The 13,001-nt window shown below is 71.1% G+C and carries 9 protein-coding genes; 1 reads left to right on the top strand and 8 read right to left on the bottom strand.

The features are described from left to right. Positions 1-334: 334 nt before the first annotated feature. The 7 genes from FF041_RS17130 to FF041_RS17100 all read right to left on the bottom strand — a co-directional run bounded on the left by FF041_RS17130 (position 335) and on the right by FF041_RS17100 (position 8,579). Positions 335-1,336 (bottom strand): N-acetylglucosamine kinase, encoded by a 1,002-nt coding sequence (locus FF041_RS17130; RefSeq protein WP_323391970.1) that lies wholly within the window; start codon positions 1,334-1,336, stop codon positions 335-337. Next, positions 1,327-2,592 (bottom strand): 6-phospho-beta-glucosidase, encoded by a 1,266-nt coding sequence (locus tag FF041_RS17125; RefSeq protein ID WP_153523597.1) that lies wholly within the window; start codon positions 2,590-2,592, stop codon positions 1,327-1,329. The genes FF041_RS17130 and FF041_RS17125 overlap by 10 nt, the downstream gene beginning before the upstream one ends. An 8-nt stretch (positions 2,593-2,600) precedes the next feature. Continuing rightward, positions 2,601-3,500, bottom strand: coding sequence for a carbohydrate ABC transporter permease (locus tag FF041_RS17120; protein ID WP_153523596.1), 900 nt, complete (start codon positions 3,498-3,500; stop codon positions 2,601-2,603). Positions 3,501-3,502: 2 nt separating this feature from the next. Continuing rightward, positions 3,503-4,444, bottom strand: coding sequence for a carbohydrate ABC transporter permease (locus FF041_RS17115; RefSeq protein WP_153483270.1), 942 nt, complete (start codon positions 4,442-4,444; stop codon positions 3,503-3,505). A 14-nt stretch (positions 4,445-4,458) separates the two neighbouring features. Then, positions 4,459-5,796: an ABC transporter substrate-binding protein gene (locus FF041_RS17110; protein ID WP_153523595.1), complete on the bottom strand. Its 1,338-nt coding sequence runs from the start codon at positions 5,794-5,796 to the stop codon at positions 4,459-4,461. Positions 5,797-5,928: 132 nt separating this feature from the next. Continuing rightward, complete coding sequence (locus FF041_RS17105) at positions 5,929-7,089, bottom strand: ROK family transcriptional regulator (RefSeq protein WP_153523614.1); 1,161 nt, start codon at positions 7,087-7,089, stop codon at positions 5,929-5,931. 404 nt (positions 7,090-7,493) lie between these two features. After that, positions 7,494-8,579, bottom strand: coding sequence for a mechanosensitive ion channel family protein (locus FF041_RS17100; RefSeq protein WP_398699186.1), 1,086 nt, complete (start codon positions 8,577-8,579; stop codon positions 7,494-7,496). Between the two features lie 308 nt (positions 8,580-8,887). Between FF041_RS17100 and FF041_RS17095 the strand changes: the two genes are divergently transcribed. After that, positions 8,888-9,424, top strand: a complete 537-nt coding sequence (locus FF041_RS17095; RefSeq protein WP_323371597.1) for an HNH endonuclease — start codon at positions 8,888-8,890, stop codon at positions 9,422-9,424. A 321-nt stretch (positions 9,425-9,745) separates the two neighbouring features. On the opposite strand, the gene FF041_RS17090 is transcribed toward FF041_RS17095, so the two are convergent. Continuing rightward, positions 9,746-12,718 (bottom strand): beta-N-acetylglucosaminidase domain-containing protein, encoded by a 2,973-nt coding sequence (locus FF041_RS17090; protein ID WP_323391969.1) that lies wholly within the window; start codon positions 12,716-12,718, stop codon positions 9,746-9,748. Positions 12,719-13,001 lie beyond the last annotated feature (283 nt).

The following is a 13,001-nucleotide window of genomic DNA, read 5'->3' as shown; positions in this document are numbered from 1 at the left end:
AGTATGGCCGTGATGGCCGGTGAACACAGCTCCATTGACTGGATCTTGTGCTGACACTGCTGAACCGCTGGTGATGTCCCCCACGTTGAATACGCCCCGGGCGGGTGATCGGTTCCCGTGCCGAGGGTCCCGCCCGGGGAATCAGGGTCAGCTCCGGGGCCCCTTAAGGGTGCGGTCCGCTTAAGGGTGCGGTCCGCGCGCCCCGTCTCCACGACGCCCGCGCCCGCCCCCCCAAGCCCCAAGACCTCAAAGCCTGCAAAGCCTCAAGACCTCAGAGCCCCGAGCACCCCGAGCACCCCAAGCACCCCGAGCACCCCAAGCACCCCAAGGGCCCCTAGCGACGACCCGCGAGGTATTGCGACCGCAGCCGCGCGTGCGCCTCCGCCGGAGCGCCCGTGTGGTCGAAGCCCAGAAGAGCCGCCCCCAGCACCGGAGGCGCCTCCACCACCTCGATCACCGCCTTCGGGGCCCTCGCCGCCAGCAGCTCGGCGATCTGCGCGTCCAGCTCCGGATGGCGGGCCGTCAGCACACTGCCCCCGAGCAGCACCGGAGCCTCCTCGTCGAGCAGCTCCAGCCGCGTCAGCGCGACCGCCGCCATCGCCACCACCTCCTCCGCCAGCCGCCGCACCAGGGCGGCGGCCACCCGGTCCCCCCGCGCCCCGGTGGCGAAGAGGACCGGAGTGAGCTCGTACTTGCGCTCCAACGGGACGCCTCCCCGGTGCAGCGCCTCGATCAGCGCGTACATCGAGTCCAGCCCGAAGTACTCCGGGAGCGTACGGGCCAGTTCGGTGCGCTCGCCCCGGCCGTCCTCGGACCGGGCCGCGTACCACAGCGCCTCGTCCGACAGGCCCCCGCCGCCGCCCCAGTCCCCGGAGATCTTGCCGATCGCCGGGAAGCGGGCGGTGCGGCCGTCCGGCAGCATCCCCACGCAGTTGATGCCCGCGCCGCACACCACCGCGACGCCCCGGGGCTCGTCGAGCCCCGCGCGCAGGACCGCGAAGGTGTCGTTGCGTACCTGGGTCGTCCGGCCCCACCCCCGCTGGTGCAGCGCGGCCGTCAGCTCCTCCTCCTCCACCGGGAGATCGGCGTTGGCGAGACAGGCCGACACATGCTCCACCCGGTCGATCCGTTCCCCCGACGCCTCGGCCGCCCGCGCCAGAGCCTCCTCGACGGCGGCGGCCAGCACATCGACCGCCGCCGGGATGCCGACCTTGGGAGGCTGGAAGCCGCGCGGGATCCGCGCCGACGCGAGCACCGACCCATCGGCCCCGATCAGGGCCGCGTCGGTCTTGCTGTTGCCCGCGTCGATCGCGAGAACTGAAGCGGTCACGCCCACGCCAGGTGCTCCCGGTTGTGGGCGATCAGCTTGTCCGTGAGCGCCTCGGCGTACTCGTACTGGCCGACCAGCGGATGCGAGAGCAGCGCCTTGAAGACCCGGTCCCGCCCGCCGTGCAGGGCAGCCTGGAGCGCGAGATCCTCATAGGCCGTGACATTCGCGATCAGCCCCGCGTACAGCGGGTCGACCGCGGGCACCGCGAGCGGAGCCGCGCCCTGTCGGCCCACCGCCGCCTGTACCTCGATGACGGCGTCGTCGGGGAGGAAGGGCCGGGTGCCGTTGTTGACCGTGTTGACCACCTGGTACGGGCTGCCGCCCCCGCTCAGCAGGGCGGCGGCGAGATCCACCGCCGCCTCCGAGTAGAACGCGCCGCCGCGCTTGGCGAGCAGCTCCGGCTTGGTGTCCAGCGCCGGGTCCCCGTACATCGCCAGGAGTTCCTTCTCCATGGCGGCGACCTCGGCGGCCCGCGACGGCTTGGTGCCGAGCTCCCGGACCACCTCGTCGTGCGCGTAGAAGTAGCGCAGATAGTACGAGGGGACCACGCCGAGGCGGTCGATCAGCGGCCGGGGCAGGCTCAGCGAGTCGGCGATCGAGCCGCCGTGCTCGGCCAGCAGCCGGGGCAGCAGGTTCTCGCCCTCGGGCCCGCCGATCCGTACGCCGGTCTCCCAGGTCAGATGGTTGAGTCCCACATGGTCGAGATGGACCTCGGAGGGGGCCACGTCGAGCAGTGCGGCGAATCGGCGCTGGAAGCCGATGGCCACATTGCACAGTCCGACCGCCTTGTGACCGGCCTGGAGCAGCGCCCTGGTCACGATCCCCACCGGGTTGGTGAAGTCGATGATCCAGGCGTCGGGGTTGGTGCGCCGCACCCGCTCGGCGATGTCCAGTACGACCGGGACGGTGCGCAGCGCCTTGGCGAGGCCGCCCGCGCCGGTGGTCTCCTGGCCGACGCAGCCGCACTCCAGCGGCCAGGTCTCGTCCTGGAGCCGGGCGGCCTGGCCGCCGACGCGCAGTTGGAGCAGTACCGCGTCGGCGTCCGCGACGCCCGCGTCCACATCGGACGTGGTGACGATGGTTCCGCTGTGGCCCTGCTTGGCGAAGATCCGCCGGGCCAGTCCGCCGACCAGTTCGAGACGGTCGGCGGCCGGGTCGACGAGGACCAGCTCGCTGATGGGGAGGGTGTCCCTCAGCCTGGCGAAGCCGTCGATCAACTCAGGGGTATAGGTGGATCCGCCACCCACGACTGCGAGCTTCATTTTTCCTTTCAGCCCTTCACTCCGGTCAGTGTCACGCCTTCGACGAACGCCTTCTGGGCGAAGAAGAAGACGAGGATCACTGGGGCCATGACCATCACGGTCGCGGCCATGGTCAGATTCCAGTCCGTATGGTGGGCTCCCTTGAAGGATTCCAGGCCATAGCTCAGCGTCCATGCCGCGGGGTTCTCCGAGGCGTAGATCTGCGGACCGAAGTAGTCGTTCCAGGCATAGAAGAACTGGAACAGCGCCACCGCGGCGATTCCCGGCTTGGCCATCGGCAGGACGACCTTGAGCAGGGTCCGCAGTTCGCCGCAGCCGTCCACCTTCGCCGCGTCGATGTACTCGTTGGGGATGGTGAGCAGGAACTGCCGCAGCAGGAAGATCGCGAACGCGTCGCCGAACGCCATGGGAATGATCAGCGGCCAGAGGGTGCCGGCCAGATCCAGCTGCTTCGCCCAGAAGAGATACATCGGGACGATGATCACCTGGGGCGGCAGCATCATCATCGAGATGACGAGCATCATCGACAGCCGCTGGCCGCGGAAGCGGAATTTGGCGAGCGCGTAGGCGACCGGGATGGAGGAGACGACCGTGAGCACGGTCCCCACTCCGGCGTAGAGAAGAGTATTCCGCCACCAGGTCAGAAAGCCGGGTGTATCGAGCACCTTGGAGTAGTTGCTCCACTCCCAGGTGGTCGGGATGAGATCCCGGGTGAGCGTCTGCTGATTGCTCATCAGCGAGGTGAGGACGACGAAGACGAAGGGGAGTACGAAGAACAGCGCCGCGGCGATGCCGAGCGAGTGCACGGCGATCCAGTGCAGCAGCGCCTTGCGGCGGGCGGTGCGCGCCGCGGGTGTATCGGCCGTGGCCTTCTTCACCGCGGGCTCTCTGTCGAGCACTTGGGCCATACTCAGTCACCCACCTGGATGAGGCCGCCGCGCCGCCGCATCAGAAGAGCGGTGAAGACCATGGCGAGCGCGAACAGAACAAGGGCCACGACGGCCGCCGTGCCGTAGTCGAAACGCTGGAATCCGGCGTTGTAGACGATCTGCGGCAGGGTCAGTGTGGACTTCTCGGGATAGCCGGGTTCGAACAGCTGCCCGCTGCCGCCCATATTGCCGGACGCGACCTTCGCCGCGACCAGTGGCTGGGTGTAGTACTGCATGGTCGCGATCACCCCGGTGACCACGGCGAACAGCACGATCGGCGAGATATTGGGCAGGGTGACGAAGCGGAATCGCTGCCAGGCCGAGGCCCCGTCCAGTTCGGCCGCCTCGTACTGCTCCTTGGGCACGTCGAGCAGTGCCGCCATGAAGATGACCATCAGATCGCCGACGCCCCAGAGCGCCAGCAGCGTCAGCGCGGGCTTGGACCAGTCGGGGTCGGTGAACCAGGTCGGGGGCGAGAGGCCGACCCACTCCAGCATGGTGTTGACCGGCCCCGTCCCCGGGTTGAGCAGAAAGACGAAGGCGAGCGTCGCGGCCACCGGCGGGGCCAGATAGGGCAGATAGAACAGGGTGCGGAAGATTCCGGTACCCGTCTTGATCTTGGTGATCAGCAGTCCGATGCCGAGCCCGAAGATCACCCGCAGGGTGACCATGACCAGCACCAGCCACAGGGTGTTGCGCAGGGCCGGCCAGAACATCGGATAGTCGCTGAACACATAGGTCCAGTTGTCCAGACCGTTGAAGACCGGCGGTCGGAATCCGTCGTACCGGGTGAAGGAGAAGTAGACGGTCGAGATCAGCGGATAGGCGAAGAAGAGCCCGAAGCCGATCAGCCAGGGCGAGAGGAAGGCCACCGTCCGAAGCGCCGACCTGCGGCGCTTCGAACGCAGGGTGTGAGTGGTCATCGCTGTTCTGATCGCTACTTCAGCTTGGCGATGTCGGTGTCGATCTGCTGGGCCGCCTTCTCCAGGCCGGACTGCAGATCCGTCAGCTTGCCCGACTCATAGCGCAGCCCCACATCCTGGAGCGTCAGATGGTAGGCGCCGCCGTCCACATTGGCGGGGCTGGAGTTCGACTTGGGGTGCTGCGCGATGTCGATGAAGGTCTGGAACGACGGGTCGTGCTTGAGGTCGGGCGACTTCAGCGCCTCGATCGTCGAGGGCACATTGCGGATTCCATTGGAGAAGGCCACCACCGCGTCGGTGTCGGTGGTCATGTACTTCACCAGCTCCCAGGCGGCGTTCTGCTTCTTGCTGGTGGAGGCGATGCCCATGATGGTGCCGGAGAGATAGCCCTTGCCGTAGTCGGCGATCTGGTCGTCGGGCACGGGCAGCGGGGCGGTGCCGATCTCGAACTTCACCCCGGCGTCCTTGGCCATGCCGAGCCGCCATTCGCCGTCCATCTGCATGGCGACCTGGCCGGTGTGGAAGGGGTGCTTGGCGCCCCACTCGTCGCCGAAGGTGTTCCGGTACTTCTTCAGCTTGGGGAATCCGCCGAGCTTGTCCACCAGCTTCTTCTGGTAGGAGATCATGTCGCGGAACGCCGGGTCCTTGGCGATATTGGACTTTCCGTCGGCGTCGAAGTAGGTCGGGGACCACTGCGGGGCATAGTGCGAGATGGTCGTCTCGTAGCCGTGGTAGTTCGGCATGAAGCCGAGCTGCTCATAGCTGTCGCCCTTGGTCTTGGTCAGCTTCTTCGCGACCTTGTCGAACTCGCTCCAGGTCTTGGGCGGTTCGGTGATCCCCGCCTCCTTGAAGGCGTCCTTGTTGTAGTAGAGGCCGTACGCGTCGCTCAGCAGCGGCAGCGAGCACTGATTGCCCTCGAACTGCGTGTAGTCGAGCAGCGGCTTGTGGAAGACCTTGGCCGGGTCGATGTCCGACTTCTTCAGAAAGGGATTGAGGTCGACGAAGGCGCCCGTGGAGCAGAACTTTCCGACGCTGGTGGTGGAGAAGGAGGAGACCACGTCCGGTGCGCTGGACCCGCCGGCCCGCAGCGCCTGGTTGATCTTGTCGTCGGTCATATTGCCGACGATCTTGACCTTGATGTTCTTGTGCGCCGCCTCGAAGCGTTCGACGTTCTCCTTCATCGCCTTGACCTCGCTCGGCGCGGACCAGCCGTGCCAGAGGGTGAGGGTGGTCTCGGCGTTGGGATCGTCGTTGGCCTCGGTCTCGGTCGATCCCGTACACGCGGAGGCGAAGAGGGATATCGCGGCGGTGGCGGCGAGTGCGGCGGCGGTTTTCCTGGTGCGTATGGACATGGCGGTGTCTCCCAGTGGCGGGTCGGGGTTGAGGGACGGGGAAGTGCCTGTCGTACTACTGAGGGAAGTGCCTGTGGTGCCGTGCTGCGGTCGAAGGTTCGAAGGTTCGAAGGGGCGGAAGGGGCGGGGGAGTCAGCGGGAGGTGTTGAACACCTCGTCGCGGGTCGCGGCGAGGGCGTTCTCCAGCGCGCCCCGCAGAACCGGGTGCTCGCGTACGGAGCCGATGACCAGCCTCGGCCGGGACGCGGCCAGCTCGGCGAGCTCCGCCTGCACCCGGGCGCGCAGCGGCTCCCCGCCCGCGGTGATCGCCTCACCGGAGAGGACCACCAGTTCGGGGTCGAGCATCGCGACCATGGAGGCGAGTCCGGTCGCGAGCCCGGTCGCGTACTCGTCGAGGAAGGCGCGGTACGGCCCCGAGTCGCTCTCCGCGGCCCGTGCCACCAGCGCGCACGCCACCTCCGCGTAGTGCCCCTGGCCCACGTCCGCGACGCCGAGCCTCCGGGCCAGCCGGGGGAGCACCTGGGCGCCGGCCAGCTCCTGGAAGCCGCCGCTGTTGGTCTTGGTCACCTGCCGGACCAGCGGGGTGCCGGGCACCGGCAGGAAGCCGACCTCGCCCGCGCCCCCGGTGAAGCCCCGGTGCAGCCGTCCGCCGATGACCAGGGCCGCGCCCAGGCCCTCCTCGTTCCACAGGAGGACGAAGTCCGCGAGGCCGCGTGCGGCTCCGAGCCGCTGTTCGGCGACGGCGACGAGGTTGACGTCGTTCTCGTACTCGACGGGCATCGGCAGCTCCGCGGCCAGCTCGTCCAGCAGGGCGGGGGAGTGCCAGCCGGGCAGATGGGAGGCGTACCGCAGCCGCCCGGTGGAGGGGTCGAAGGCGCCGGGGGTGCCGATGACGAGACGGCGCACATCGTCCCGGGTGAGCCCGGCGGCCTTGACGGCTCCGTCGAGCGCCTCGGCGACCCGCGCCACCGCGCTCTCCGTGCGCCGCCCGGGGGTGGGGAGCTCGAACTCGCCGACGGTGTTCCCGGCGATGTCGGCGACCGCGGCCCGGATACGCAGCGGGGTGACGTCGAGCCCGGCGGCGAAGGCGGCGCGTGCGTTGACCTCGTACAGCTGGGCGTTGGGGCCCGGCCGGCCCTCGGTCGTCCCGGTGGCGACGACGAGCCCGGCGGTCTCCAGCCGGGCCAGCAGCTGGGACGCGGTGGGCTTGGAGAGACCGGTGAGCTTGCCTATCTTGGTCCGGGAGAGGGGACCGTGTGCCAGCAGCAGATCGAGCGCGGCCCGGTCGTTCATGGCGCGGAGGACCCGCGGTGTGCCGGGAGTGGTTCCCGGGGTGGGAGTGGTTTCGGCCACGCCGGATGCACCCGCCTTTCCGCTGCTGACGCTGTCACCTGGACTGTTAGGAAAGTTTCCTATCCCGTAGGGAGGAAACTAAGCCGCGTCTCGGGCGGGCGTCAATGGTCCATGCCGCGCGGGCGGCCAATCCGTTATCTGGCACGGGGACGATCCGGCAGGGGGACGCCCCGGATCGCGCACGGTGACGCCCCGGTCCACGCATGGGAACGCCCCGGATCGCGCTCGGGAACGCCCCGGATCGCGCACGGTGACGCCCCGGATCGCGCTCGGGAACGCCCCGGATCAGACATGGGGACGCCCCGGCCGGTTCGGCCGGGGCGTCCCCATACATCCGTGACTGTCTACTTCGTCAGATTCGGCGGGGGCGTCAGCGGGGCCGCCGCCAGCGACTGCGGGGAGGTCGGGCTCGCCAGGGCGGACGGCGGGGCGACGGAGGCCGACGGGTCGGCGGCCGGGGCGTCGTCGGCCGGCAGCGGCAGTCCGCCGACGATGCGGATGCCCGCCGCGTCGAACGCGCGCTTGATCCGCCAGCGCACCTCCCGCTCCACCGGCAGCGCCTTGCCCGGCATCGTCTTCGCCGAGACCCGGACGGTCATCGAGTCCAGCAGCACCTCGGTCAGGCCCAGGGTCTCCACCGGGCCCCACAGCTGCTCGTTCCACGGCTCCGTCTTGGCGAGCTCGTCCGCGACCGTGCCGATGACCTCGCGCACCCGGTCCAGATCCTCGGTCGGGCGGACCGTGACATCGACCGTCGCGGTCGCCCAGCCCTGGCTGAGGTTGCCGATCCGCTTGATCTCGCCATTGCGTACGTACCAGATCTCGCCGTCGTCGCCCCGCAGCTTGGTCACCCGCAGCCCGACCTCGATGACCTCGCCCGACGCCACACCGGCGTCGACCGAGTCGCCGACCCCGTACTGATCCTCCATGATCATGAAGACGCCGGAGAGGAAGTCGGTCACCAGATTGCGCGCGCCGAAGCCGATGGCGACGCCCGCCACACCGGCCGAGGCCAGCAGCGGCGCCAGATCGATCTGGAACGCGCCGAGGATCATCAGCCCCGCCGTGCCGAGGATCAGGAACGACGCCACCGAGCGCAGCACCGAGCCGATGGCCTCCGAACGCTGCCGCCGCCGTTCGGCGTTCACCAGCAGGCCGCCGAGCGCCGTGCCCTCCACCGCCTGGGCGGAACGGTTCATCCGTGCTATCAGCTTGGTCAGCGCCCGGCGCACCAGCATCCGCAGCACCAGCGCGACCACCAGGATCAGCGCGATCCGCAGGCCGGTGTTCAGCCAGGTGGACCAGTTCTGCTCCACCCAGCCCGCCGCGTCTCCCGCCTGCTTGGCCGCCTCGTCGAAGGTGACGGGACCCGGCTCGGGAGCCGACGGATCGCGGGACCCCGACAGGGCGGACAGAAGACTCGCGGTCACGAGCGATGACCTCCAGGCATTGCGTACGGCTGGCCAACCACACTAACGGGGGCGTTCGCTCCGCTCCCGTCGCGAAGTGGCGGTAGAGACGAGTCTCACCACCGGGCCGGCCCCGGGCGCGGACGTTCTCCTGTCCGCGGACGGGCCGCAGACGGGTCGTGGACGGATCGTGGACGGATGGTGTGGGGTAAAACACTTCGAGCCCGTTACGCCCACGTGGTGGCGCTCGGACCAGGGCTGAGGAGAGACTGAGAGCAGATCGTCCCGGCGCGAGCCACGCGCCGCCGGCGTACAAGGAGGCATCCACCGTGCCGCACGTCCTGGTCCTCAACGCGTCGTACGAGCCCCTCGGCGTCGTACCGCTCCGCCGCGCGCTCGTCCTCGTCCTGGAGAACAAGGCTCTCTGCCTGGAAGAGTCCGGCGCCTTCATGCACAGCGCGACCCGTGTCATCGCCGCACCCAGCGTCGTCCGGCTGAAGCGATTCGTCCGGGTCCCCTACCGGGGTCCCGTCCCGCTCACCCGCAAAGCGCTCTTCGCCCGCGACGGCGGGCGCTGTATGTACTGCGGTGGCGTCGCAACCAGCGTCGACCACGTCGTCCCGCGCAGCCGGGGCGGACAGCACGTCTGGGACAACGTGGTGGCGGCCTGCCGCCGCTGCAACCACGTCAAAGCGGACCGGCATCTACGGGAGCTGGGGTGGCGGCTGCACCATCAGCCCGCCCCGCCGAGCGGCCTGGCCTGGCGGATCATCGGCACAGGGCACCGGGACCCGCGCTGGCTGCCCTATCTGCAACCGTTCGGCGCGGAGGACGCGATGGCTCGGATCGACGGCGTTTCCGCCTAGATCCGGCCTCTTTTTGTTTTACGGGTCGGTGCCGCGGAGTGCCGAGTCGCTCGGGTCGGCCGGGGTGGCACCGGGGAGGTGCCGGGGCGTTGCCGGGCCGGCCGCCATGAGCCGGCCGGGATGGCCCCCGGGTTCGCCATGGGCCGCTCGCCCGCCGGGCCCGCCGGCCCGCCGCGCCGGCCCGGCGTACGGTGCGACGCGCCGCGTCCGCGCCCGCGCCCGCGCGGGGATTACGCGGTGATGCTCACCGCCGCTGTCCCGGCGTACGCTCCGACATCCCCGGCGTCCAGTCAGGGCCTCCTCCCGGCCGCCGCCAGGCCCTCACCGTCGCTTCGCCACCGCGTACGCCTCCACCGACCACAGCGAGTAACCGAACCGGGTCGCCCGCTTCTCCCCCTGTACCCGGATGAACCGGACATCGCGGCGGTCCATCCGGACCGACTCCCGGCCGCCCCGCCCATCGCGCACCGTCGCCGCCGTACGCCAGGTCCGGCCGTCCGCCGAGACCTGGATCCGGTACTCGGCGGCGTACGCCTCCTGCCAGCGCAGCACCACCTGCCCCAGCCGCACCGGACGGGCCAGCTCGATCTGCCACCAGGCGCGGTCGTCGGCCGGGGACGACCAGCGGGTCTCCGGTTCGCCGTCCGCCGCCGCCCCCGCCGGGAAGTCGGGCGTCTCCTCGCCGGAGGAGGAAGCCGCCGCCTCCCGGGCGCGCACCAGATCGGGGCCCGAGGTGCGCGGATAGGCATGGACCGTCAGCGTCCGCCGCTCGCCCGCGAAGGACAGCGCCACCCGGTACTCCCCGGCCGGGGTCCCCGCCGGAACCGAGACCTCCACCGGCACCGTCGCCCGCACCCCGCGCGGCACCGTCGTCCGCTTCGGCGTCTTCACCCGGATGCCCGCGGGGGCCTTCGCCCTCAGCCTGCCGCGCACCTCGCCGGGACGGCGCGGGGTCAGCCGCACCTCTGTACGCTCCGGACCGCCCCCGATCACCGCGTCCGTCCGCGTCCGCGCCAGCGAGACCTCGGCGGCGGGCTCATCGGCGAACCAGGGCACCAGCGACCGTACGACGACGGGCTCCGCGCCCTCGGGGACGACCCGGACCGCGTCCAGCCGCAGCCCCCGGGCGTCCGCCTGGGTCCAGCCGCCGGCCGAGAGCGCGCCGAGGGAGCGCCAGCCCTCGCCGGGCGTCCGGCCCTCGATCCGGGCCGCGCCGCCGCCCGGCTCGGACATCACGGTGACCGTGTCCACCGGCCGCGCCCGCAAGAGCCGTACGGTGCCGTCCCCCGCCGTGTCCCCCGCCGTGTCCCCGGCCCTGTCCCCGGCTGTGTCCCCGGCCCGGTCCGAGCCCGTCCAGGCCGCCGAGGCCCGCGCCGCCCGCTCCAGAAACGGCTCCAGCACGCCCTCGCCGACCGTGACCCGGCTCGCCGCCAGCTCCTCGCGCAGCTCCTCCAGCGCGAGCCAGGCCCGCCAGGCCCGCTCCCCGTCGCCCCTGGCCTGGGCCTGGAGCATGTCGACGGCGAGCTCGCCGGCCCGGCCGTACCGGGCCGTCTGCTCCAGCCAGGGCCGTACCTCGTCGTCCAGCCGCCCCTCGGCGGGCCGCTTCAGCCCCTCGGGGGCCTCGCGCATGACCGTGAACGCGGCACGCAGTGCGTCCGCCGCCCGGTCGCGGGCCGCCGGGCCGGTCGGCGCGGTGCGCAGCCGCCAGAAGTCGTCGAGCAGCGGGCTCAGATGCTCGGACTCGGCGGGGCTGAGGATCGACGAGGAGTGGTGCCCGGCGAAGGCGCGCAGCGCCCGCTCGCTCCGGGCGTCACCGTCCGCGAGCTCGGATATCGCCGCCTCCCAGGACTCCCGGGGGCGGTAGCCGCGGGGGTTCCAGGCGTAGTCCGCCGTGGTGAACAGCGGGATGCGGGAGGCGGCGGCCTGCGGCATCGCGTTGGCGAGGAGGGCGGCCGAGCCCGCGGCGACGCCGGGCTCCCGGCCCGTGTAGGGGCCGAGGAAGACACGGTCCTGCGCGTAGTCGTTGACCGGGTAGTTGTCCATGGTCACCAGGGGATGACGGAAGGCGTCGCGCGCCTCGGCCAGTTCACGTCCGGTGATCGTGCGCGGCACCACCCCCACGCCCGTCCACGCCACCTGTACCCGGGGATCGAGCTCCCGGGCGAGCGCCGTACGGTACTCCGTCGCGCCGTCCTGGTAGAACTCCGTCGGCATCAGCGACAGCGGCTCGGCCGCCGGATGACGCCCCGCCAGATGACGGGCGACCGCGTCCGTCACCCGGGCCTGCGCGCGGGCCGCCGCCTCGGGGCCGGAGCCGAAGACGCGGGCGTCCCGCGCGCAGTGCCACTCGGTGTAGCTGACGTCCTGGAACTGGAGCTGGAAGGCGCGCACCCCCAGCGCCCACATCGCGTCGATCTTGCGGATCAGCGCCTGTACGTCGCCGTCGTCGGCGAGACACATCTGCTGCGCGGGGGCGACCGCCCAGGCGAGGGTGACATGGTTGCGCCGGGCCCGTTCGGCCAGTGCGCGGAAGTCCGCGCGCTGGGCCTCGGGGTAGGGGTCGCGCCAGCGGGCCTGCCGGAACGGGTCGTCGCCGGGGGCGTGGAGATACCGGTTCTGCTTGGTGCGGCCCATGAAGTCGAGGTGGGCCAGCCGCTCCTCCTGGGTCCACGGCTCCCCGTAGAACCCCTCCGCGGCGCCGCGCACCGCCGTGCCGGGCCAGTCCCTGACGAGGACTCCGGCGACCGAGCCGCCCTTGCCGGATGAGCCGCTGATCAGCTGACGGAGCGTCTGGACGCCGTGGAACAGCCCGCTCCCGCCGACGCCGTCGACGGCGATCGTGCCCCGGCCCGCGATCCGGCCCGCCGCGATCCGGTAGCCGCCCGACGGCAGATCGGCGCGTCGAGGCGCGCGGAGGGCGCGCAGGGCGTCCTGTGCGCCTATCCCGCCGAGATACAGCACGGGTCCACGCCCCGGCAGCGCGGTGTGGACGGTGCGCACACCCGCCGCGCTCAGCTGACGGCGCACCAGATCGACGCTGTACGGGTCGGCTCCGGGCGCGGCGACGAGAGTGAGCTCCTCGCCCAGCGGTACGGGCCGGCCCAGCGTCCGGATGGACTGGGGCCGGGGCCAGACGGCGGGCGGCGGGTCCTCGGCGCCGGGTGCGGCGGCGGTACGGGCGGGGGAGCGGGGGGCCGAGGGGTCGGCGCTCGCGCCCTGGGCCCCTCCGAGGAGGCCGCCGATCACCGCGAGGGCGACCGCGGTAGCCGTACGCCGCCTGCGCGCCAGCCGCACAAGGTCTCCTTTCGATACCTCTCATGTCTCTGTTCGGTTGCGACCTCACCACCCCCTGTGGAAGGTGTCAACGTGCGTGGCCGTTCTGCGTCTTTTGCCTGGCGTGGGGCGGGGGAGGGGCCGGGGGAGGGGGCGGGAAGGCGGCCGGAGCGTGTGGCGAACGGTGGACAACCGGCGGGCCGGGAACGAAATGTGACGGAGAGCACGTTGACTGGGTGGGTACGCCTGCGGTGATGCCCAGGGGGTAGGGGCCGCACCGACCGGTTGCCGATCAGTGCCGTCC

The sequence above is a fragment of the Streptomyces jumonjinensis genome (genome assembly GCF_009600885.1).
GTDB classification, from domain to species: Bacteria; Actinomycetota; Actinomycetes; order Streptomycetales; family Streptomycetaceae; genus Streptomyces; species Streptomyces jumonjinensis.
This window is presented reverse-complemented; position numbering and strand designations above follow the sequence as displayed.

What these genes read in the sequence shown, in the direction of transcription:
- FF041_RS17125 (WP_153523597.1), bottom strand. Translation starts at nt 2,592, where the DNA reads ATGAAGCTCGCAGTCGTGGGTGGCGGATCCACCTATACCCCTGAGTTG.
- FF041_RS17120 (WP_153523596.1), bottom strand. Translation starts at nt 3,500, where the DNA reads ATGGCCCAAGTGCTCGACAGAGAGCCCGCGGTGAAGAAGGCCACGGCC.
- FF041_RS17115 (WP_153483270.1), bottom strand. Translation starts at nt 4,444, where the DNA reads ATGACCACTCACACCCTGCGTTCGAAGCGCCGCAGGTCGGCGCTTCGG.
- FF041_RS17110 (WP_153523595.1), bottom strand. Translation starts at nt 5,796, where the DNA reads ATGTCCATACGCACCAGGAAAACCGCCGCCGCACTCGCCGCCACCGCC.
- FF041_RS17105 (WP_153523614.1), bottom strand. Translation starts at nt 7,089, where the DNA reads ATGAACGACCGGGCCGCGCTCGATCTGCTGCTGGCACACGGTCCCCTC.